This is a genomic window from Paenibacillus sp. MMO-177 (assembly GCF_037147795.1).
Classification (GTDB): domain Bacteria; phylum Bacillota; class Bacilli; order Paenibacillales; family Paenibacillaceae; genus Pristimantibacillus.
In genome coordinates this window covers 89,526-111,347 of record NZ_JBBCUR010000002.1, presented here as the reverse complement: position 1 = coordinate 111,347, position 21,822 = coordinate 89,526, and the positions used below count along the sequence as shown (strand labels likewise).

At 51.5% G+C, this 21,822-nt stretch carries 18 protein-coding genes and 2 riboswitches; of the genes, 7 read left to right on the top strand and 11 right to left on the bottom strand.

What is annotated here, in order from left to right; genetic code table 11:
- Positions 1 to 54: 54 nt before the first annotated feature.
- The 6 genes from atzF to WFK81_RS06165 all read right to left on the bottom strand — a co-directional run bounded on the left by atzF (position 55) and on the right by WFK81_RS06165 (position 10,621).
- Complete coding sequence (gene atzF / locus WFK81_RS06190) at positions 55 to 1,815, bottom strand: allophanate hydrolase (protein ID WP_336785587.1); 1,761 nt, start codon at positions 1,813 to 1,815, stop codon at positions 55 to 57.
- Entirely contained in the window at positions 1,812 to 5,459 is a 3,648-nt protein-coding gene (gene uca / locus WFK81_RS06185; RefSeq protein WP_336785586.1) for an urea carboxylase, read from the bottom strand. Before uca ends, atzF begins: the two co-directional genes overlap by 4 nt.
- Before the next feature lie 28 nt (positions 5,460 to 5,487).
- Positions 5,488 to 6,138 (bottom strand): urea amidolyase associated protein UAAP2, encoded by a 651-nt coding sequence (locus tag WFK81_RS06180; RefSeq protein ID WP_336785585.1) that lies wholly within the window; start codon positions 6,136 to 6,138, stop codon positions 5,488 to 5,490.
- 144 nt (positions 6,139 to 6,282) lie between these two features.
- A complete protein-coding gene (locus tag WFK81_RS06175) occupies positions 6,283 to 7,002 on the bottom strand; it encodes an urea amidolyase associated protein UAAP1 (protein ID WP_336785584.1) in 720 nt (239 codons plus the stop codon).
- A gap of 40 nt (positions 7,003 to 7,042) precedes the next feature.
- Positions 7,043 to 7,163: riboswitch (guanidine-I (ykkC/yxkD leader) on the bottom strand.
- A 98-nt stretch (positions 7,164 to 7,261) separates the two neighbouring features.
- The gene (locus WFK81_RS06170) at positions 7,262 to 8,614 is read right to left on the bottom strand and encodes an APC family permease (protein WP_336785583.1); all 1,353 of its coding nucleotides are present in this window, start codon (positions 8,612 to 8,614) and stop codon (positions 7,262 to 7,264) included.
- 116 nt (positions 8,615 to 8,730) lie between these two features.
- Positions 8,731 to 8,836, bottom strand: a riboswitch (guanidine-I (ykkC/yxkD leader).
- A 207-nt stretch (positions 8,837 to 9,043) separates the two neighbouring features.
- A complete protein-coding gene (locus tag WFK81_RS06165; RefSeq protein ID WP_336785582.1) occupies positions 9,044 to 10,621 on the bottom strand; it encodes a bifunctional metallophosphatase/5'-nucleotidase in 1,578 nt (525 codons plus the stop codon).
- Positions 10,622 to 10,793: 172 nt separating this feature from the next.
- Between WFK81_RS06165 and WFK81_RS06160 the strand changes: the two genes are divergently transcribed.
- The 6 genes from WFK81_RS06160 to yjcZ all read left to right on the top strand — a co-directional run bounded on the left by WFK81_RS06160 (position 10,794) and on the right by yjcZ (position 15,019).
- Positions 10,794 to 11,801, top strand: coding sequence for a phosphate/phosphite/phosphonate ABC transporter substrate-binding protein (locus WFK81_RS06160; protein ID WP_336785581.1), 1,008 nt, complete (start codon positions 10,794 to 10,796; stop codon positions 11,799 to 11,801).
- Positions 11,802 to 11,910: 109 nt separating this feature from the next.
- Positions 11,911 to 12,684 carry a phosphonate ABC transporter ATP-binding protein gene (gene phnC, locus WFK81_RS06155; RefSeq protein WP_336785580.1) on the top strand — a complete coding sequence of 258 codons (774 nt, stop codon included), beginning with the start codon at positions 11,911 to 11,913 and terminating at the stop codon, positions 12,682 to 12,684.
- On the top strand, positions 12,681 to 13,496 hold the full coding sequence (gene phnE / locus WFK81_RS06150; protein WP_336785579.1) for a phosphonate ABC transporter, permease protein PhnE: 816 nt from the start codon (positions 12,681 to 12,683) through the stop codon (positions 13,494 to 13,496). Before phnC ends, phnE (WFK81_RS06150) begins: the two co-directional genes overlap by 4 nt.
- Positions 13,493 to 14,287, top strand: coding sequence for a phosphonate ABC transporter, permease protein PhnE (phnE, locus tag WFK81_RS06145; RefSeq protein ID WP_336785578.1), 795 nt, complete (start codon positions 13,493 to 13,495; stop codon positions 14,285 to 14,287). The genes phnE (WFK81_RS06150) and phnE (WFK81_RS06145) overlap by 4 nt, the downstream gene beginning before the upstream one ends.
- A 192-nt stretch (positions 14,288 to 14,479) precedes the next feature.
- A complete protein-coding gene (locus WFK81_RS06140) occupies positions 14,480 to 14,647 on the top strand; it encodes a hypothetical protein (protein ID WP_336785577.1) in 168 nt (55 codons plus the stop codon).
- 246 nt (positions 14,648 to 14,893) lie between these two features.
- A complete protein-coding gene (gene yjcZ, locus WFK81_RS06135; protein ID WP_336785576.1) occupies positions 14,894 to 15,019 on the top strand; it encodes a sporulation protein YjcZ in 126 nt (41 codons plus the stop codon).
- Positions 15,020 to 15,074: 55 nt separating this feature from the next.
- Here yjcZ and WFK81_RS06130 read toward each other — a convergent pair whose 3' ends face one another.
- The 5 genes from WFK81_RS06130 to WFK81_RS06110 form a co-directional block, all read right to left on the bottom strand.
- Positions 15,075 to 15,857, bottom strand: a complete 783-nt coding sequence (locus WFK81_RS06130) for an SDR family oxidoreductase (RefSeq protein ID WP_336785575.1) — start codon at positions 15,855 to 15,857, stop codon at positions 15,075 to 15,077.
- A gap of 127 nt (positions 15,858 to 15,984) precedes the next feature.
- The gene (locus WFK81_RS06125; RefSeq protein WP_336785574.1) at positions 15,985 to 16,878 is read right to left on the bottom strand and encodes a DUF3298 and DUF4163 domain-containing protein; all 894 of its coding nucleotides are present in this window, start codon (positions 16,876 to 16,878) and stop codon (positions 15,985 to 15,987) included.
- A complete protein-coding gene (locus WFK81_RS06120; RefSeq protein ID WP_336785573.1) occupies positions 16,875 to 17,381 on the bottom strand; it encodes an RNA polymerase sigma factor in 507 nt (168 codons plus the stop codon). Before WFK81_RS06120 ends, WFK81_RS06125 begins: the two co-directional genes overlap by 4 nt.
- 25 nt (positions 17,382 to 17,406) lie before the next feature.
- On the bottom strand, positions 17,407 to 19,449 hold the full coding sequence (locus tag WFK81_RS06115; protein ID WP_336785572.1) for an acyltransferase family protein: 2,043 nt from the start codon (positions 19,447 to 19,449) through the stop codon (positions 17,407 to 17,409).
- Between the two features lie 133 nt (positions 19,450 to 19,582).
- Positions 19,583 to 21,022, bottom strand: a complete 1,440-nt coding sequence (locus WFK81_RS06110) for an aminotransferase-like domain-containing protein (protein WP_336785571.1) — start codon at positions 21,020 to 21,022, stop codon at positions 19,583 to 19,585.
- A gap of 122 nt (positions 21,023 to 21,144) precedes the next feature.
- On the opposite strand from WFK81_RS06110, the gene WFK81_RS06105 reads away from it, so the two are divergent.
- Positions 21,145 to 21,750, top strand: coding sequence for a LysE/ArgO family amino acid transporter (locus WFK81_RS06105; RefSeq protein ID WP_336786424.1), 606 nt, complete (start codon positions 21,145 to 21,147; stop codon positions 21,748 to 21,750).
- The last annotated feature ends 72 nt before the right edge of the window (positions 21,751 to 21,822 follow it).

Below are 21,822 nucleotides of genomic sequence, written 5' to 3'. Positions count from 1 at the left end.
AGTGCGTCTGTCTTCTTCAATTATAATAGTTGGTTATTCTTGGAGTCAATCAAGCTATAACGCTGCTTCAGCCTTCGCCTCGGCCATGGCGGCGAGCGCTTTTCTCCAGCCTCCATAAGAGGTAATGTCCTCTGCACCGACCGTTCCGTAAGCCTCGCAGATAAAGCCCGGCACGATGCTGCCGTCCTCGAGCTCGACTTTGCCAATCCCAAGCGGAGCCGGAATAGCTGCTGTAAAGGCTCCAAATGTCGCAATCGGCATTTCCCATATTTCTACTTCAATGGACGCCCCGCCCTGCGGAAGCTTTAGCAGCCCCGGCTTTGGAGGAACCGTCTCCAGCTTCATCAGCTTATAGGACGGCGACGTCCGGTCCTCGCGGACAAAGACTGCCCCATGTTCCCGCATTTGGCGTTCGAGCGGCAGACCTCTCATATGAAGGCCGCATACGGCCACAAGTGTAGAGGGCTTATGCTCTTGTGCCGTACGAATAGTCTCGGCTAATCGGAATAACATGCCTTCTTCACCTGATGCCGCGAACAGTGTTACGCCAAACGGCAAATCCGGAGCCGCATCGCCGGAAGGAACGGCAAGCGCGCTCAGATCCAGAAGGTTGCAGTGGTTCGTATACAGCCCCATCGCGCTATTCGTGCTGATCGGGTCAGCCGCCACTTGTTCGCGTGTCCACGTTCCGCCTGCCGTCGGCATGACGAGCACCGCGTCTTGAAGCAGCTTTTTGGCTTCCAGCTTATAGCTTTGCAGCTTGTGAAAAGCGGTAAACACGGATGCCGCGTCAAATTCCGGTTTTGTCGCGCTTCTGAGCACCTTCTCCGTTACCGGGAACGTAACGCCCGGATGGGCTTCAATAAAGCCTCCCAGCGCCGACCAGCGCTCGGCTACCCATGGTCCTTCATATAATAAAGCGGCCGCAGCCTGGAATAATTGAATATCTACATATTCAACGGGAAGCTGTAGAGCCTTCAGCTTATTTACGGATTTCTCCCAAGCTGCCCGGTACTCTTCGGCAAACGGTCCATAGAAGGTCAAGGGTTCATCCGGAAGAAGCAGCTTTGCCGGAAGCTTGCGTTCCCCAGCCGTTATCTCCTTCGACCAAGGATCATCCGCTTGAATGCCTCGGACAACTTGGTCAACGAGCTCCGCATCCTCGAGAGTATGGGCAAATACCGTCACGCAATCCAGACTTTCGCAAGCCGGAACAACCCCTTTGCTCGGCCATGCGCCAACGCTTGGTTTAAGACCCACCAGATTGTTCAGCGCGGCAGGTACCCTGCCGGAGCCGGCGGTATCCGTGCCGAGGGAAAATACCGCTTGCCCCAGAGCAACCGCCACGGCCGAGCCGGAGCTGGAGCCGCCGCTGATGAGCTCCGGACGGAGCGCGTTATGCGTATCGCCGTACGGGCTTCTGGTCCCGACCAGTCCGGTTGCGAACTGGTCGAGATTGGTTTTGCCGATAGGAATTGCGCCTGCATGAATAAGACGCTCAACAACCGCCGCATGCCCGGAAGGCAGATACGAGTATTCCTCGCAGCCGGCCGTTGTGGGCATGCCGGCAACGTCGATGTTGTCTTTTACCGCAAACGGGATCCCCCACAACGGCAGCTGGGTGTCCAGCACCTTCAAACGGTCCAAATAAGGTTGGATATAAGCCAGTGACGGCGGTGTGATCCAAATATGCTTTTCTTGATCGGCTTCGGCACGTTCAATAATCGATTGAATCACTTGCGAAGGCGTAAGAGTACCGTTCGTATACTGCTCACGAAGCCAGGAAATGGTTATTACCGTTTGGAGTTCGCTCATATATGGGTCAGCTCTCTTTCCGCTAGTTTCGAAATGCCAACAATCAATTGGCCGGCATTAACGCCATCGCCCGGCTTGACATGCACGGAATGAATGATGCCGTCAAACGGAGCATTTTGCGAGAACTCCATTTTCATCGATTCTACGATAATAAGCGTATCGCCTTTCTTGATAGAATCGCCTGGATTCACAAGCACCTTCCATACGCTGCCCGGCATGGAGCATTTCATCGCATCCACATCCGCAGGCAGCTCTTCATCGCTAACCGGCTTCGCCGAATCCTGCTCCGACACATACTCGGCAAGTCCAAGCTCCTTCCAGCGCTCCCTTTCCTCATTAAAGGCTAACTGCTGCTGGCTGCGGAACTTATCCGCGCTCTCCTCGATGGAATCCAAGAACTGCAAATACTCGCCAAGGTCAAACGTCGTTTCCGTAATATCCGCTTCGAATCTGCCGCGCGGGAAATCTTCCCTCAGCTTTAATAGCTCGTCAGCCGTAACCGGATAGAATTGAATCTGGTCGAAGAAGCGGAGCAGCCACGGCTTGCCTTCTTTGAAGCTTTCCGTCGAACGCAGCTTATTCCACATTTGGATTGTACGGCCTACGAACTGGTAGCCGCCTGGCCCTTCCATGCCGTATACGCACATGTAAGCTCCGCCGATGCCTACGGCATTCTCCGGTGTCCAGGTGCGGGCCGGATTGTACTTCGTTGTAACAAGCCGGTGACGCGGGTCGATTGGCGTAGCCAGCGGAGCGCCGAGATAGACGTCGCCAAGGCCAAGCACCAGGTAACGGGCGTCAAAGACAATACGCTGAACATCGTCAATACTGCCAAGGCCGTTCACGCGGCGGATAAACTCCAGGTTGCTCGGACACCATGGCGCATCCGGGCGAACATTCTGCTGGTAACGGTCAATCGCGAGCTGCGTGGCCGGATCATCCCAAGACAACGGAAGACGGACAATACGGGACGGAACGCGGATCGATTCGAGCGGCGGCAGGCTGCCGTCAATGGCAAGCAGCTGTTTGGCCGCTTCGCGGACGCTCATCCGCGCGGCGTCAATATGCACCTGCACCGAACGGACGCCCGGCGTCAAATCTAGCACCGGAATAACGCCGTTCTCACGAATAGCTTCAACAAGGGCATGCACCTGGAAGCGAAGCAGAAGATCCAGCTCCAGGGAACCATACTCGACAAGCAGATTCTCGTCGCCGCTGCAACGGATGGTAATCGGGAATTTGCGCCCTGCTTCCTCGCGGTACAGAACCGGATACTCCGGCGAGAAGGCCGCATGCACCGCCGGCAATCCGCCAGCTTGAAGCTCGTTGGCATGACCCTTCTCAATCGCATCCAGCAGTTCCTCCTGCTGCTTGCGAAGCTCTTCGGCCTCTTCCAATGTTACAAGCTGGAAGCGTACTTTATCGCCGGGATGGAGCTGACCCAGCTTCCAGAACTCGGCGGATGCCGTCGTTACCGGGCAGACGAAGCCGCCAAGGCTTGGTCCGTCCGGACCAAGCAGGATCGGCATATCGCCGGTTAAGTCGAGTGTTCCGACCGCATAGGCATTATCGTGAATATTGGATGGGTGAAGCCCCGCTTCCCCGCCGTCTTCTCTCTCCCACAGCGGTGCCGGACCGATCAGCCGCACGCCGGTTCTCGAGCTGTTGAAGTGAACCTCAAAGCTTGTATTCGCAAGCTGTTCCAGATACTCGGGCTTCAAAAATTCGCTTGTGCAATGCGGCCCCGGAATAACGCCAATCGTCCACTCGCGGGAAATAGACGGCTGCAGCTTCGCAGGAAGCGTCTCTTTCACTATGCTCACAGCCGTTCCTTGTTTACGGTTCACGCCAAGAACGTCCCCGGTTCGCAGCGCGCGTCCGCCATGACCGCCAAAGCCGCCAAGCGTAAAGGTTGCCGCACTGCCCAGAATGAGCGGCATATCTAATCCGCCTTCGATCAGCAGGTACGTGCGCAGACCTTCCTCCGACTCTCCGAAGCTAAGCACTTGTCCGCGTTCCGCTTTTACAGGCGTGTACATCGGAATTGCCGTATCGTCCAGAGCCGGCTTCATATCTGCTCCGGTAACGCAGAACAGCATGCTCTCGCGGAATTTATAGGAACCACCGCGCAGCGTCAGTTCAAGACCGCTCGCCTCATCGGCATTGCCAAGCAGCTTGTTGCCAATCCGGAAAGCGAGCGGATCCATCGGTCCGCATGGCGGTACGCCTACATCCCAGTGGCCTACCCGGCCCGGGAAGTCCTGGACCGTCGTCTGAACGCCGCCGTCCAGCACTTCAAGCGCGGACTCCGCCGGGGCAAAACCGTTTAACAGCTGGGTATATACATCTCCTGCAGCGAATTGCTTCTCGTCAAGCAGCGCCTGAACATACTGCAGGTTTGTCGTAATGCCATAGAAGCGCGTTTCATTTAAAGCCTGCTTCAGCTTGGCAATGGCATCCTCGCGGTTCTCGCCATGCACGATTACTTTAGCGAGCATCGGATCATACAGCGTGGTTACCGTAATGCCATCGCGAACCCATGTTTCCGTACGCGCTTCGCCGGAAAATAACGCCTGATCCAGCTGGCCCGCGCTTGGACGGAATCCTTGCAGGCAATCCTCCGCGTAGATACGAGCCTGAATGCTATGACCCTTGGACACCGGAACAAGAGCTTCCAAGCCGTTCAGTTCTCCCGCAGCTTCCTTCACCATCCACTCTACGAGATCAAGACCAAGCACTTCCTCCGTTACGCCATGCTCAACCTGCAGGCGGGTATTTACCTCAAGGAAGTAGAATTTGCAGCTCGAAGGATCGTACAGGAACTCAACCGTTCCTGCGCTGCGGTAACCGGCCACGGAAGCAAGGCGCTTAGCGCAAGCAAGAATTTCAGCCCGCACCTCCTCCGGGAATTGCGGAGCCGGGCTTTCTTCGACAACCTTCTGGTTGCGGCGCTGCACCGAGCAGTCCCGTTCGCCGAGAGCGACAACTTCGCCGTTGCCGTTTCCGAAGATCTGTACTTCCACATGCCGCGCTTTCGCGATATATTTCTCGAGGAACATGCCGCCGTTCTTGAAGTTAGCCTCCGCAAGATGGCGCACGCTATCGAAGGCAGCGCGCAGCGCTTCTTCGTCCGCGCACACCCGCATTCCGATTCCGCCGCCGCCAGCCGTGCTTTTCAGAATAATCGGATAGCCGATCTTGGCCGCATGCGCGATCGCTTCATCCAGCTCGGTCAGAAGAGGAGTACCCGGCAGGAGCGGAACATGGGCTTGCTCTGCCAGCTCGCGGGCGGAATGCTTTAGGCCGAAGGCTTCCATCTGCTCGGGAGTAGGTCCAATAAAGACAATGCCGTTCTCGCGGCATGCGCGGGCAAACTCCGCGTTTTCGCTGAGGAAGCCGTAACCTGGATGGATAGCTTCCGCTCCGGTATCTTTGGCAATCTGCAGAATGAGATCCGCGTTCAGGTAGCTTTCCTTCGCCGGTCCTTCGCCCAGAAGCACCGCTTCATCCGCCATGTCCACATGCAGGCTGTCTTGGTCGGCTTTCGTATATACGGCAACGGAGGCAATGCCCATTCTGCGAAGGGTTCTTTCAATTCGAACCGCGATAGCTCCCCGGTTGGCAATCAGTACTTTTGTAAACATCGTAATCTCTCCCCTTCTCCCAAGATGGCTAGTCGTTCCAGATCAAGACGCGAATCGGCGTCGGATTATAGGCATTGCAAGGATTATTCAGCTGTGGACAATTACTGATCAGAACGATCGTGCGTCCGACGGATTGCATTTCCACGTAAGCTCCCGGCGAGGAGACGCCGTCGTCGAATTTCAAGCCGCCTTCCGGCGTAACCGGCACATTCATGAAAAAGTTGACGTTTGGCGCCAAATCGCGCTTGTTGTAGGGCTCTCCCCGCTGTGCCAGCTGCAGCATAAACGTATCGCGGCAGTTGTGCATGTGCAGCTTTTCGTGGGCGTAACGGACCGTATTGCTCTGCGCTGAGCAGGATCCCCCAACCGTATCGTGCCGGCCGCAGGTATCCGCAACGATCTTCACCAGCTCTTTGCCCGATTCGGCAAGCAGGACTGAACCCGTTGTCAAATAAATGTTTTGCTGATTCGTAATCGTTGCGACCGCGCTGTAATGATCCTCCGGATTATCCGCATCGAAGAACAATGTGTCCGCCGCTTGATTCCCTTCCAGATCCACGATGCGCAGCACTTGACCAGGCTCCAAATCATGCATCCAGCCATCCCCTGCCAGTACCACTTCGTTATATATCGCCGCCTCAGGCAAGCGCGTGCTTTCTACCCGGTTAAAGCTTCCCATTAGTCGATAACCCCCTCAATCGAATTGTGACGCCATGCATGGTTCGTAATCTTAAGCTCAATAAATTGCGAAACCATTTATGCTTCGTAAGCATCAACTTAATGAATCGTTGATCCATATTTAATAATCGCAATATTCCGTCTATTAAAGCTCCAACAATTGATAGTAGCTCCATGTATTCTCGAATGCCCTGCGGTTCTCTGGCCTAAAGTTCAAGCAATAGTCTTCCTCGCTCACCGGTTCAGCTGCCGACACTTCAATGCCAATCGGTACGGCCGGGTACTCCGTTCTTGGATCCAGCGGATTTGGAGTATTCGATACGATTAGCAGAACGTCCATCTCCGTGCGGAGTACAACCGTTGCACCGGCCTCGCAATGCCCAAGCTCATAATGCATCTGCCCATCGTCATCCACATAAACCTTGGAGAACAAATTCACGACCGGCGACATATCCCTTAAGCCAAGCCCGTTACGCGTCAGCTCGACGGCGAAGTTCTCCTGTCCGGAACGGAGCCATTCATTTCTAAGCTCCTGGTAGGTCGTCTTGCCATACTTGCGGTCGGTTAGAGCTCTTGTCGTGTAGCCGCTGATCGTATCATGCCAGCCCAGGCCGTCTTCCACGATGCTTGCAAGCACTCTCCCGTTATCGCTCATAAGCGTATGACCTTTCGTCAAATGCGCCGTATATTGTGCCTTGAGCGAATCAGGCATGTTGTAGCGCTCCGTTAAATCCTTCGCGTTAAAAAGCATAATCGACAGGTTCGCGCCTGCTTCCATAGCCGTAAAACGAATCAGTCTGCCTTTGCTTACCGTTCCAGACCATTTCTCCCCCGCGCGAATCGATGTTTTCCAGATGCTGCTCATCGCTATATCCCCCTTTGAATAAAAAAAGCCCGGGAGAATGATCTCCCAGGCTTTTGTCCTTCCGTGTCATATGGCCGGCTGCTTCGATAAGCTTCCGCCATACGCCGTCTCTCGGACCAGCCTTGACGTTACCCGCCAACGGAACCCTAGACAGCTTTTTCGCTCCGGCATCTCCGGAACTTATTCTGATGTAATGATTGCTAACATAGCCCAAGTATATGTTGAATAATTTTCCGTGTCAATATACTTTACATAATTATTATTTAAATTCCGTTTCGATCACTGGCGATGCGGGAAAGATTGGTGCTGACGGCTTCCTTTCCACCGCGCGCAGCTTTCTTGTGCGGAACAGATAATAAGTAACGCCAAAAACGAGCCAAATGCAGCCAAGAAGCAGAGCTTGAGAGTCAAGCAGCGTGATCAGCCAAATAATAAATGACGCTCCGATCAGCGGAAAAATCAAATATTGGAACGTTTGCTTGAGCGAACGCTGTTTACGTTTGATAAAGCATTCTACAATGACAGATATATTAACAAAGGCAAACGAGGTTAAAGCGCCAAAGCTTACGAATTTGACGGCCATATCCAGACTGATGACAAGAGCAAGCAGCGAGATGACGGATACAAGCACGATATTGTTAACCGGTGTGCGGTATTTAGGATGCAAGGCGCCAAAAAACTTTTTCGGCAGAATCGAGTCGCGGCCGAGTACGTACATCAATCGGGACACGCTCGTAACGGAAGTCAGCCCTTGCGTGAAGATTGCAAAAATCAGAACGGTTGTAAAAATAGCGCCTAACGCCGCTCCGCCTGCAAGCTTCATCAACTCAAAGCCTGCTGCGTCCAAATTATTAAAGGTCAGGTTAGGATATCTCACCTGAATCAGGACGGATGTTGTAATGTAGAGGATACTCGCAATCAGAATGATGAGCATAATCGCTCGCGGAATCGTCTTTTTCGCATCGATCGTTTCCTCTGACAGAGTCGATACGGTATCAAAGCCAAGGAAAGAGAAGCAGATCAGCGAAGCGCCCGCCAGGAGCGTCGACAGCCCGGCATCCATGTGGGTGAACGGCAGCACGACGTCGTGTACGCCGGACAGACCTTTCATCAAGTAGCCGCAGAATAAAGCGATAAATATGATCTGGAAGAGAACGAACAGCTTGCTTAAGCTGGCGGAGAATTTAATGCCCGCGATGTTGACGACTGCCAGAACGATGTTTAGCAGAATGATCCACACATAGGCGGGAACCGCAGGGAATTGAGCATTCAGATAAATGCCGAAGGTCAGGCAGGCAATAATCGGGGAGAACAAGTAATCGAGAAGAATCGCCCATCCTACCGTGAAGCCGGGAATAGGATGCATCGATTTCTTAACATACGTATAAGAGGAACCGGAACCCGGGAAGATCTTAGCCATAATGCTGTAGCTGTACGCCGTGAAGAAGATGGCTACTATAGACAGCGAGTATGCTTCCGTAATCATTCCTTTCGAAGCGTCATAAGCGATTCCGAATACCGAGAAGTAAATCATCGGCGTCATCCAAGCCAATCCAAGCGCAACAACCTGAACGAGCGTAAGTGATTGGCGCAGCGTAATTTCTTGTTTCATCTCCATACTCCTCCCTATCTCTGGACAAACAAAGCGAAACGGCTTCGCCGTTCTTAGGCGGCAGAACGCGTTTCGTCACGGAGAATAAAAAAAGCCGCGGGAAGATATTGTTCATATCCTCCCGGGCTTTTCCCCCTCCGTGGACACAGCCTATTGGCTGTGCGTCCTCTCTCGGACCAGGCCAGCGGAATAGATCGCTGCGGAACCCTAGAGGACAATGGCTGTTCAGTTGTTTGAATCTACGTAACGTAATCTCACATTCTTCATCTCAACCTGATGTTATTAAATATAACATGTAATTTTAGTATTTCAAGCCCTTTTCAAAAATTTATTTGTTTTCATGTTCGCTTTATTCACATTTAAGCCCTTGCAATGAAGACAAAAAAAGAAGACCACTCTTCGCCTGAAGAGTAGTCCTCTTTCCTTAGCCTACCGAATTAATCGCCAATTCCTATCATCCGAAGCTCTCAGCACGCTTTTGGAACGGATATACCCTACCGCTAAATCGGCCATATCTTCCGCGCCTTCATAGAGAACGGGCTTCCCCCTGAACATATCGAAGTTCCCTCCTCCTCCGGCCCGGTAACTGTTCATAACCACGGTATATTCAGCAGTCATGCTCAGCTCCTCACCGTCCCGGGAAAGCCTGGTAATGCGTTTGCCAACCGGCAATGAAAGGTTGATGTCATATTCAATGCCCGCCCACATGTCATAATTGTAATGCTGGGCCTTAGGTTGGAGATAAGCCTCACTGATACCTAGCTTTCCATCCGCAGCAAGCACAAAGTATGCGGCGGACTGCTCGAGCGCCAGCCTTATATCCTCTCCGGTCAGGCGAAGCACCGTAAGCGTGTTCGGGTATACAAAGGTTGAGAGCACATCGCGGACTGTGATGATCGAACCAAAACCTTTAGTCTCTTCGCTAAGTAGAGCCGCAGCGGATATTTCCGCACCGGTCGCCTCAAGCTGAACCTGATGAATAAATTGAATAAAAGGATTCGGCGCGCTTCGGCATTCAAACGGATCGCTAACGGACAAATCCCCTTCCGTTGCCCCGATCGGCTGGTCCAGCCACTCCTGCGTTTTTCGTTCCGTTTCCCCAGTTAGGGCCATTATCTCTACATCGGCCGCCTTATCCGCTTCCAGCTTAAGCAGCCGGGCAGCCTTTGAAACGACCAGCCAGCCGCTCCCGCTATGCTCAAGCTCAATTGTAAGATGCCCTAGAGCTTGTCCATTGCTGCCCGTCTGCACAACCAGCACCCCGTTCAGCTCCTCCGCGATCAAGCGATGCTGATGGCCGGTGATCAGCACATCAATGCCGGGTACCTCCGTACAAATGGCGTAAGCCTGGTTTTCCCCGGTTAACCGCTCGGTAGCCTGTCCATTGCCCAGATCGCATTCAAATCCTCCATGATAGCTGATAATAAGAATATCCGGATGCTCATGCTCCCTAATGTAGGCCGCCCATTCTTTGACGGATTCGAGCGCATCGCTGAATTCAAGCCCTTCGATATGGCTTGCCTTCTCCCATTGAGGAATATAATGCGTGGTAGCTCCAAGGATGACCACTTTGAGCTTGTTCTCTATCCACTTCACTGTATACGGCCGTCCCAATGCTGGTTCTCCCGATTCCTTAAATAGAATGTTGGAGGATAACCATGGGAAACGGGAAGTCTTCACGGCACGTTTCAGCGTCTCGAATCCATAATTAAATTCGTGATTTCCCGGTACTGCCGCATCATATTGCAGGTTGTTCATCACTTCTATGCACGGATGAACTCCGGAAGCATGCGCTGCCGCATAAGCGGCGAATGGCGAGCCCTGCAGCATATCCCCATTATCGATAAGCAGCAGATTCGGAAACTTCATCCTCTCTTCCTTAATAAGCGTGGCCAGCTTGGCTAGTCCTGACGGAATCTCTTCCCTAGTCCGGTAATCTACCGGTTGAATATAGCCGTGAATATCGCTTGTAACCAGAATGACGCATCTCATTTTCTCTCTTTCCACAGTTCTTACTCCATCTCCCTTCAATTAGCGCTATTGTAACAGAGCCCTATTCGCCAAGATATGTCTTTATGCATATTTACAAATACTTATCTCCCCATTGACCTTCCGTTAATAGAGATTACCTATAGTGGACGAGTATTAAAAATATAGAAACTTTTGGAGGGTTTTGGAAGTGAAGAAACTGCATCTGATCGTCTTACCACTGTTACTGCTCGCTTTAATGGTTAGCGCCTGCGGCAACAACAGCAACTCGAACGCAAGCAACAACGCTGCGAACTCCGCAAGCCCGTCAAACGAAGCTTCAACCGAGCCATCGCTAGCTCCTGCGCCAGAAGAAAGCAAAGCTCCGCAAGGTTATGTGCCAACTGAGCTGACGGTTCAATTCGTTCCTTCGCAAAACGCGGATACGCTTGAAGCGAAAGCAAAGCCGCTTGAAAAGCTGCTTAGCGATAAGCTTGGCATTCCGGTAAAAGTAAGCGTATCGACCGACTACAACACCATCATCGAGGCTATGGCTTCGAAAAAAGTAGACGTTGGCTTCCTGCCTCCAACAGCTTACGTGCTCGCGAAAGAAAAAGGCGCGGCTGAAGTTATGCTGCAAGCGCAACGCTTTGGCGTAGACGACGCTACCGGCGCCCCTACTAAGGAGCTGGTAGACAGCTACAAGTCGATGATTATCGTGAAGAAGGATTCGCCTATCAAAACGTTAGCGGATCTGAAAGGCAAGAAGATCGCTTATCAAAACGTTACTTCCTCTGCAGGATTTGTATGGCCGGCTGCCGCGCTGATGGACGCAGGTCTTGACCCGCTGAAGGACGTTCAACCGGTTACCGTAAAAGGCCATGACCAAGGCGTTCTCGCTGTACTGAACGGCGACGTGGATGCAGCTGCGATTTTCCAGGATGCACGCACGCTCGTATCGAAGGATTATCCGAAAGTATTTGAAGATACCCGCGTTCTTACTTTTACAGAACCAATTCCTAACGATACCATCAGCGTTCGTTCGGACATGAATGCGGATTGGGTTGCTAAAATTCAGCAAGCGTTCATCGATATCGGTAGTGACCCAACAGGTCACCAAATTATTTTCGACGTATACTCGCATCAAGGTTATGTGAAATCGAATGACAGCGTATTTGACATCGTGCGCCAATACAACGAAAAAGTAAAAACCGAGTAGTCATCGTCAACTGACGCGGGCTAAGGCATCGGACAAGCCAGTACAACGCCGCCTGCGGCCTGTACTGGCTTGTCCCGTTACAGAAACTTTCTAAAAGGATGGGTTCCTCATGATCGAGCTTCGCCAAGTATCGAAAATTTACCCGAACCAGACCAAAGGGTTAAACCATATCAACCTGACCATACAAGAAGGAGAATTTATCGCGATTGTCGGGTTGTCTGGCGCCGGCAAATCTACCCTCCTCCGCTCCATTAACCGGCTGCACGATATTTCCGAAGGCGATATTCTGATCAACGGCCAATCGATTACAAAAGCAAAAGGGAAAAAGCTTCGATTGATCCGCCGGGATATCGGCATGATTTTTCAAAGCTTTAATCTGGTCAAGAGATCTTCCGTCCTGCGCAATGTATTAGCCGGAAGAGTCGGCTATCATTCTACCCTCCGGACGTTAACCGGACGTTTCCCTCAGAAAGATATTGATCTGGCATTTGAAGCTCTTAGCCGGGTTAACATTATGGAAAAGGCTTATTCCCGCGCGGATGAGCTGTCGGGCGGCCAGCAGCAGCGCGTGGCTATTGCCCGCGTTCTGGCCCAGGAAGCAAAAATCATTCTGGCCGATGAGCCCGTCGCTTCCCTGGATCCGCTGACGACCAAGCAAGTTATGGACGATTTAAAAAAAATCAATCAGGAGCTTGGCATTACAACCATCGTAAACCTTCATTTTATCGACCTAGCCAGAACATATGCTACCCGGATTATCGGCCTCCGCGCCGGCGAGGTGGTCTTTGACGGCCCCGTATCGGAAGCGACGGATGAACGTTTTGCCGAAATTTATGGCCGTCCGCCTGCGCGGGACGAGCTGCTTGGTGAGGTCGTCGTATGAGTCTTCATGTGAATACGAAGCCCGCCGCGGCCCAAAAGTCAGCGCGTCCTAAGCCGCCAAGCCGGATCAAGCATTACTTGACCATCGTTCTGATTCTTGTTCTGTTATGGGCGAGCAGCAAGCAAACCGAAGCATCCCTTCCCGAGCTTATAACCGGAATGCCCAATATGTGGGATTTATTGAAGGAGATGTTTCCTCCGCGCTGGAGCTACTTCGACAACATCGTTCACGGCATGCTCGAAACGATTCGTATGGCCCTGATCGGCACAACGATCGGCGCGATACTGTCTATTCCCGTTTCCCTGCTATGCGCGGCAAATCTAACGCGTTACCGGTGGCTTTATTATCCGTCCCGGTTTCTTCTTAATCTGGTTCGCACGGTACCGGACCTGCTTCTGGCCGCGATCTTTGTATCCGTCTTTGGCTTGGGTCCCATTCCCGGGATATTGGCCTTGACCGTGTTCTCGGTTGGCCTGATCTCCAAGCTGACCTACGAACTGATCGAAACGATCGACCACGGGCCACTTGAAGCTTTGACGGCTGCCGGAGGCAACTTTACGCAAAAAATCGTGTACGGCGTTGTCCCGCAAATCCAGGCGAACTTTATGTCTTTTGTTCTTTATACCTTTGAAATAAATGTCCGTGCCGCCGCCGTGCTGGGGCTTGTTGGCGCAGGCGGAATCGGCCTGTATTATGAAGCAACGCTTGGCTTCCTGGAGTACGACAAGACAAGCGTCATTATCCTCTTTACGCTTGCCGTCGTTCTTGTCATTGACTATGCCAGCACGAAGCTAAGGGAGAGACTGCTATGAATAACGTTATCGTTCAAAAGCCGAAGAAAAGTCCCTATCGCTGGTTGATCTATGCCGCTCTTCTCGCTGTCTACGTATGGGCATTCAGCGGCGTGCCTTTTACAGGCATTAAGGAAACCGCGGGAACAATAATGAAATCCATCCTTACCGGACTTTTCGAGCCGGATTGGAACTATGTTTATCTGCCGGATGGCGAGGATTTGCTCCGGGGACTGCTCGATACGCTGGCTATTTCCGTCCTGGGAACCATTATCTCTGCGGTTGTCAGCTTCCCTTTTGCCTTCTGGGCAGCCAGAAATATGAGCAGGTTCCGGACGGTCTCGGGATCGGGAAAAGTCGTTCTGAGCTTTGTGCGCACCTTTCCCGAGCTGGTTATGGCCCTTCTCTTTATCAAAGCCGTAGGTCCGGGCTCTTTCGCGGGCGTTCTCGCCCTTGGCATTCATTCCGTCGGCATGCTTAGCAAGCTGTACGCGGAAGAGATCGAGAACATCGACCGCGGCCCATCGGAGGCTTTGCTCGCTTCCGGCGCCAATCGCCTTCAGCTGTTATGGTTCGCCGTGCTGCCTCAGGTGCTTCCAAGCTTTCTGTCTTATACGTTGTACCGGTTCGAAATTAATGTCCGCTCAGCAACCATCCTTGGCTTTATTGGAGCAGGCGGAATCGGTACGCCGCTCATCTTCGCTTTAAGCACGCGCCATTGGGATCGTGTCGGCATTATTCTGCTCGGCATTATCGTCATGATTACCATCATTGACCTGATTTCCGGCGTGATCCGCCGAAAACTCGTTTAACAAGCATTAGCCCCGGATGATCCGCTCATCCGGGGCTTTTTACGCTTTATCAAGGACATACGTCATTCCCCGATCCCTGTACCGGAGGGGCAAATGGAAATGGTCAAATGCCTCTGAGGCAAATACCCAAGCACATCCGCTACCCCCACATATATTAAAGTATACTCCAGACGTAAGGAGGTGTTGTGAATTATGTCAGGACTTGGCCATGGATTTAACAACGTTGGTGCAATTCTTGTGCTGTTCATCTTGCTGGTGATCATCGTCTGCGGTTGCGGATTTGTTGGCGGTTGGGGTGGCGGCTGCGGCGGCGGTTACCCAGGAGTTGGAGGCGTAGGTACAGGTAAAGGGTATTACTAATCCACACGGCATCATGCCTCCATGCATGCTGAGGAATGTAATTCTCTAAATAGATGAAACAAACAGAAGACCCTATGCGGGGTCTTCTGTTTGTTTCGCTTGGCATGTCATTCTTCCTACCTGGAGATTCATCCTAATATGGCGATTGGAAATAGTCTCTTATCTGCGTGATAGAGGTCCAAGCACTTGCTAACATTGAAGCATAATCTATAGTGTATTCTAAATTACTAGGAGGTTTTATTCTTAATGGCTTCTTCCGGTTTCATTCTTGTTCTGTTCATCTTGTTGGTCATTATCGCTTGTAGCTGTGGTATCTTTGGCGGTGGCTGCGGCCCTTCTTACGGCGGATATCGGGATAAAAAAGAAAGCTAATACAACAGGCTGCAACAAAAAGACCCCTCGCGGGGTCTTTTTGTTTGCGTTTCTATTATTTGCCGGATTCCAAATGCATGGCATCTACCGATTTACTCATCTGCTTGAATATGAAATTAGGAGCCACCCGGCTCATCAGCTTGAGCAGATTGCTTTGTCCGGGACGAATTTCAAGCTGATCCGTTTCCATGGCTTTAAGAACGTAACCAACAAGCTTGGATACCTCCATCGCTACGCTTCCTTTCATATCATGGGCTTCAAACGCGTCAACCAGCGTTGTTTTCGTTAAAGGCGGAGCAAGCTCAAACACTTTAACGTTCGTATTCTTGAGTTGAACACGCAAAGAGCGGGTAAAGGAATGAATGCCGGCTTTCGTTGCACCGTATACGGGCGAGATCGCGAATGGAACAAAAGCCAATGCCGACGATACGTTAATAATGGCCGCAGAAGGCTGCTTTAACAAATGAGGAAGGAACTGGTTGACCATACGAATCGGACCGCTCAGATTCGTCTCGATCTCGCGGCTGATATCGAGAAGATCCACTTCCTTCTGCTGCAAGTTGATTTTACGCATCAAGCCTGCATTGTTAATGAGCACATTGAGCTCCGGGAATTGGGCGGTTACGATGCTGTGCAGCTCTGCAATAGCAGCCGGATCCGTAACATCGCACGGAATCGCGTGAAGCTTAGGGTATTGCGCTTTGGCTTGATCGAGCTTTGCCAGGTCTCGGCCGGATACGATAACCGTGTTGCCCATGGCCGATAATCGGCTGGCCAATTCGAGACCGATGCCGGATGCTCCGCCGGTAATTAAAATGGTATTGGAATGAAGTTGCATTGGATTTTTCCCTTCGCTTGTGACTTTATCGGCTGTATTTTACCATCCCGAACTCGCCTTGTCACGATAACAAGGAATTGCGCGCAACAAAAAAAAGCAGAGGAGCATGAATCCCTCTGCTTGTCCCTTACTTAATATAATGGTTGCTGACGAGATCGCCTTGAATGACGTCTGTTGGAATGACGAATTCCGGAAGGCCCATAGAGCCCGGGGCAACTTCGTATTTATTAAAGACGATAACCAGCTTGCCGTCCTCGTTAATATAGAAGCTCTGGTCCTTCTTGATTGACGAGAACATCTCCTCAGTCGGGAGATAGTCGACTGCTCCGGCAATCCAATAGATCTTGCTGTCCTCGTCTTTCATCTGCTCTTTCATTTGCGTAATAATATTGTCGCTGATCAGCTTCACATACTGATCATCCTTGAACAGCATCGGCAGCGTAATCAATCTCTGATTCTTTTTGTCGATGGTATCGAACTGCATCACCGTGGAAGAAGATCCGACCGTCTGCAGAAAATATCGGCCGATAGACAAAATCGTATCGTTATCCGTCTTCACTTCATATCCGGCATCTATGCCGACATGAGCGTCGTTTAAACCCTGCTTCTTCAGATCTTCGATTTCTGCCTGGAATTGGTCATATAAAGCCTTACTCTCGGCCAAATACTTCTGATTGAGCCCCAGCTGCAGCTCCTTGTTCTCCATATTCGTTATCGCCGGTACTTTGATGTCGGCTTCGTAATTGGACTCTTTTACCTTGAATTCCTGCAAGGTTAACACTTTGATGATCCGTTCCGCGCCGGGGATGGACGCGAGTGCGCTGGCAACCGTTGTACTGGCGTTAATCGCAATCAGAAATACGAGTATCGCTGCCGCTACCGTCATCCCCTTAACCTTCAGACGTTTCGCCTTGCGTGTATGCAAGGCTTGTTTGATGGAACGGTTAACGATAAGATCCAGCTCCTCCGGAATCGGTACCGACTGATACTCCTTCCGCAGATGCTCCAATATATCACTCATCCATTAGTCTCCTTTAAGGAAGTATCCTTCAGCTTGATGCGAAGCAGCCTCAACGCTTGATACAACCTCGTCTTGACCGTATTCACATTCTCGTGAAGCACCTCCGCCACTTCTTCGATCTTCAAATCCTCGAAGTAGCGGAGGACAACAACCTCCCGGTATTTACAGGGCAAATCCGCAAGTGTCCTGACCAGATCGATGTCCATGTAGGAATCCTCCGCGCCAAGCGCGTAAAATTCCAGCTTTTCCCGGTCCATCGGATGAACTCTCTTGTGCTTGCGCAAGAAATCCAAAGAGGTGTTCGCGACGATACGGTAAAACCAACTCTTTACCGATGCGGTATCCTTGAGCAGCTCGATACTGGTCATCGCTTTGTAAATCGAGTCCTGAACAATGTCGAGCGCATCCTCTTTGTTTTTGACATAGCTATAGGCCAGCCGGTAAATGTTTTCCTTATTCTCTGTAATGCAATGGGTCAGTATTTGTTCGGTCTTTCTGTTCATGGCCGGCATACCCTTCTATTTATGGTCACTTGGTGATAGCATCGATAAGCACGGACGCATAAAACTCTGCGCCTTCGCGCTTCAAATGTACGCCATCCTTCGCGAAATAATCTTCCTTCCCTTCGCTTGCAGAATACCAGTCTACTACGGTTACATTGCCGTACGCCTTAGCAACTTCTGGAAGCATCTGATTTACGGTATCCTGCCAATTTCGCGGAACCCGCGTATTAACGAGATAAATATGCTCAACCTTATCAAGCGACTCGATTAACGCCTTCAGCTGCTTGTTGGTAAATGCTCCGTTTGTCCCCAGCTCTAAAACGACCGTGCTGCCCAGCGTATGATCGTCCTTCATCTGGTCAATCACATCCTGTGCCTGCCTCAGTTGACGGCCAACCTTTCCGTCAACGACGATGCCGGGCATTAATTTCTCGAGGAACGGCGCAGCATCCAGAATAACGGAATCGCCGATAACGGTAATGCCTTTGCCGCTTCCCGATTGATGTACGGGCGGCTTTGTCGTTTCAACCGGCTTATTCTGGTCATCCGTCCCCTTCGTCGGCTGTCCTGAAGAGTTATCTGTCGCTCCTCCGGTTGGCTGCCCGTTATCCGTTGCCGGTTCTTTGGACGGTTCCGGCGTATGTTCGGGCTTATTTGTCTGAACCGGCTCTTTTGTAGGATCAGTCGTTTTTGCGGGATCAGGCTTCTCATGCTTTGTTGGTTTACTCGTTGCGGTATTTACATCCGGTTTATCTTCATGCTCGTCGGGAGTCACAACGACGACAGCATCATCTTCAGGCTCTTTCGTCGGAGGCAAAGTTGGAGACGGCGTTTCCGGCTGCAAGTCATCATGTTGGGTATTATCCGTGACAGCCGTCACCGGAGCCGGTTTAGCCTTCAAAAGAGAGCTGCCAAAGCTTGGCGTAAGTAATAAAGGAATAATAATTAAAAAAGCGAGAGGCTGTACGCCAAGCCATCTGGTGGATAACACCGACCGGAATTTTGCCCGGAGCGAACCGCGTCGAAGCGGCTCTTCAACAAACTTATAGGATAATGCAGCAAGAGCAAAGCTTGCCGCGATTTGAAACGCAATCAGCAATGGGCCCGGAGTAACAGCCTGATTAGAAGGGTTCGTTAAAATAATGACGGGATAATGCCAAATATATAAGCTATAAGATCGAACGCCAATCCACTTCAGAGGGCGAAGCCCCATTGCTTTGGCCAGCAGGCTGGCAGGATGCGCAAGCACGGCGATTACGATTGCAGTGAGTATCGACAAGCCAAGAAACCCTCCGCGGTATAAGGAAGCATCGTATTCGTTCATTTGGTACATCATCGCGATAAGTACAAGTAAGCTTATGCCTCCGATCGCATCCATTGCGAACCGGGAGGCTTTCGACACCGCTGCATTCAGCTTATGACTCGGCCATACAACGGCAAGCGCCGCTCCAATCAATAGGCCAAACATGCGGGTATCCGTTCCGTAGTAGACGCGGCTTGGATCGGATCCGGGGACATACAGGAACGCCATTGCGAGTGCCGATACGACAGCTGCGCCAAGAATCATAACGAACAGCTTGCCGCGGCGGTGAGTCAGGAGCAATAACAACGGCCAAATCAGATAGAACTGCTCTTCAATCGACAGAGACCATAAATGTCCGATCGGGGACGGCGGGCCAAAGCTCTCGAAATACGAGACCTGATGGAAAATCAGCCACCAGTTATTGACGTAGAACAACGATGATAAGTAGTCGCCCTGCAAGTGGTTTAATCGGTCGGGATCGAGTAACAACAGCCAAATGGCAACGAACAGCAGCATACAGAACATCGCAGGAAGCAGCCTGCGTGCTCTTCTTATCCAGAAGTCCTTCAAATCCAGCCTTCCATTGCGCTGCTTCTGAATAAGGATCTGATCGGTAATGAGGTAGCCGGAGATGACGAAAAAGATGGCAACTCCGATTAATCCTCCTTGCGCCCACTTCATGTTCAGGTGGTAGGCGATGACGGCGAGCACCGATAAAGCTCGTAAACCGTCGATACCCGGCATGTAACGTTTCTTGCTGTTCATGTTGTCTTCCATTGCTGTTTCCGTCCCTTACATATTAAATAATTTTGTTATGTATTCAAGACGCATCAAGCCGCCAAAAAGTTTGCACTTTTTTCATGGAAATTTTGAACAAAAAAAACAGCATCCCGACACTTCAGGGTATGCTGTGGGCAAGCCGCTCGATTCCTGTTTTCATTTGCTCCAAAGAAGCGTAAGAGTAGGACAAACGTAGATGATTTTGATCCGTTTTGTCATAGAGGTATCCGGGGTTAAGCAGCACTCCGTCTTTAAGCGCCGCATCAAACAAGGCGGGGATGGAGACGTCATGCTTAAGCCGAAGCCAGATATAAAACCCGCCCTTAGGCACCTCCCATTCCGCCGCCCCTTTCAAGTAATACTCCAGGAGCTGAAGCATATAGGCACGGCGTGCCCTCAGCTCCTTCCGTATATGATCCAAATGCTCCTCATACAGCCCTTGCCGAAGAAATTGCATAACCGTCCATTGGGATAATGTGCTGGCTCCGTAATCGGACTGCATTTTCACGTCGGCAAGCCGGTGAATCACCTGCTCCGGCCCAATGACCCAGCCAATCCGCAACCCGGGGCTTAGCGTTTTGGACATACTTCCAATGTAAAGGACCAGTCCGTTCTGATCCAACGATTTAATCGGCGGCGGGGACGGCTCGTCCAGCCAAAGATCCCGGTACGCATCATCCTCCATCATCGGCAGCTTGTACTTCACGCATAATTGGTACACCTCCTGCCTTCTTTTCGAGGACATGACCGTACCCGTAGGATTATGGAAGCTAGGGATGGTATATAGGATGGTCCCTTTTCCGCTTCCCGCGTGATGCTCCAGTGCTCTTGCGTCCAATCCTTCCGCATTTAACGGCAAGCCGGACATCTTCATGCCGGCAGACTGAAAGACTTGAAGGGACTGCAAATAAGACGGAGATTCGGTTAATACGGATGAACCGTTCTTCAGCAGGCCAAGGGCTATGAGCTGCAGCGCCTGCAGGGCCCCGGATACAATAAGTACCGAATCGGGAGATACATGCACCCCATAACCGGCCATGTGCTTGCTGATTTCCTCCCGAAGCGAATACAAGCCGCGGGGCTCCGGATAGCCGAATATGTCCATTTTGGGCGGCAGCTGCCGGAAGATCCGGCTCATCGCCATCGGATATAACTCCGGAGAAGGCTCTCCCGTCCCGAGACGAATGATATCCGGTATAAACTCGGCATGGTTGATATCCTGAATGGTCCGCTGGTTAGGCCGATGAACCCCGGTCTTTACATAAGACTCCCAATCCGGCAGCTTTGGAATCTCCGTATCCCAAGCCGCTGCCGCGGAGACGCTGGTTCCGCTCCCGCTTTTCCCTTCAATTAACCCCTCTGCCGTCAGTTCCGCAAAAGCCTGTACAACGGTACTCCGATTTACGCCAACAATTTGGGCAATTGCCCTTTCCGTAGGGATACGGCTGCCCGGAGGCCATTCTCCGCTTTCAATCTTGCCGCGGACATAATCGGCAATTTGTCTGTATAGAGGAATTCCGTTGCTCCGGTCCGGTCTCCAGCTCGTTTCAAACTTCATCCGTTTCCCCCCTTTCTTCTAACTTGGTTGGGATGCGGGCCAACCATTTGGATGGCGACAATACTTGCTTCTGCCCTTACAATTAGTCCATATTTTGAAACAAACGAAAGGCTGTGTTTCCTTTGCCATTCCTGCATGGTTTATTGCTGGCCTTTGGGCTGATCCTGCCCCTTGGCGCGCAAAATGTATTTATTTTCTCGCAAGGCGCGCTGCAAGCCAGATTCCGCATGGCTCTTCCAGTCGTTATTGCAGCGGCCGCGTGCGATACCATTCTGATTTTGCTGGCGGTTCTTGGCGTCTCTGTCCTTATTATAAACGTACCCGTGCTCAAAACCATTCTTATTATCGCCGGCGTCCTGTTTCTGGCCTATATCGGATGGATGTCCTGGCGTTCGAGCGCTGGAACCTCTTCTTCCTCGGAAGCCCGCCAATACTCCCCGCGCAAGCAGATCATGCTCGCCGTCTCGGTATCGCTCTTTAATCCCCATGCCATTATGGATACGGTCGGAGTAATCGGCACAAGCTCGTTGCAGTACAACGGACCGGCAAAATGGATGTTTGCTTTCGCGTGCATTTTCGTTTCCTGGCTTTGGTTTTTTTCCCTCGCCACGGCCGGGAGGCTGCTTGGCAAGCTGGATGCCGGCGGCAGGCTGATGAAAGCCATGAACAAAATATCTGCTCTGCTTATATGGGCATCCGCCATTATGATGATTATCATCAATGTATAAGAGTAACCTCTATTACTCTGCACCGCTATTGTTGAATATGCAAGCTGTTTCTTCAGCGAACGAACATCTTTT

Coding starts and splice junctions, on each gene's coding strand:
- WFK81_RS06180 (WP_336785585.1), bottom strand. CDS start 6,138: ATGGGAAGCTTTAACCGGGTAGAAAGCACGCGCTTGCCTGAGGCGGCG.
- WFK81_RS06170 (WP_336785583.1), bottom strand. CDS start 8,614: ATGAAACAAGAAATTACGCTGCGCCAATCACTTACGCTCGTTCAGGTT.
- WFK81_RS06125 (WP_336785574.1), bottom strand. CDS start 16,878: ATGAGTGATATATTGGAGCATCTGCGGAAGGAGTATCAGTCGGTACCG.
- WFK81_RS06115 (WP_336785572.1), bottom strand. CDS start 19,449: ATGAACAGCAAGAAACGTTACATGCCGGGTATCGACGGTTTACGAGCT.
- WFK81_RS06120 (WP_336785573.1), bottom strand. CDS start 17,381: ATGAACAGAAAGACCGAACAAATACTGACCCATTGCATTACAGAGAAT.
- WFK81_RS06140 (WP_336785577.1), top strand. CDS start 14,480: ATGTCAGGACTTGGCCATGGATTTAACAACGTTGGTGCAATTCTTGTG.
- phnE (WP_336785579.1), top strand. CDS start 12,681: ATGAGTCTTCATGTGAATACGAAGCCCGCCGCGGCCCAAAAGTCAGCG.
- yjcZ (WP_336785576.1), top strand. CDS start 14,894: ATGGCTTCTTCCGGTTTCATTCTTGTTCTGTTCATCTTGTTGGTCATT.
- phnC (WP_336785580.1), top strand. CDS start 11,911: ATGATCGAGCTTCGCCAAGTATCGAAAATTTACCCGAACCAGACCAAA.
- WFK81_RS06130 (WP_336785575.1), bottom strand. CDS start 15,857: ATGCAACTTCATTCCAATACCATTTTAATTACCGGCGGAGCATCCGGC.
- uca (WP_336785586.1), bottom strand. CDS start 5,459: ATGTTTACAAAAGTACTGATTGCCAACCGGGGAGCTATCGCGGTTCGA.
- atzF (WP_336785587.1), bottom strand. CDS start 1,815: ATGAGCGAACTCCAAACGGTAATAACCATTTCCTGGCTTCGTGAGCAG.
- WFK81_RS06110 (WP_336785571.1), bottom strand. CDS start 21,022: ATGAAGTTTGAAACGAGCTGGAGACCGGACCGGAGCAACGGAATTCCT.
- WFK81_RS06175 (WP_336785584.1), bottom strand. CDS start 7,002: ATGAGCAGCATCTGGAAAACATCGATTCGCGCGGGGGAGAAATGGTCT.
- phnE (WP_336785578.1), top strand. CDS start 13,493: ATGAATAACGTTATCGTTCAAAAGCCGAAGAAAAGTCCCTATCGCTGG.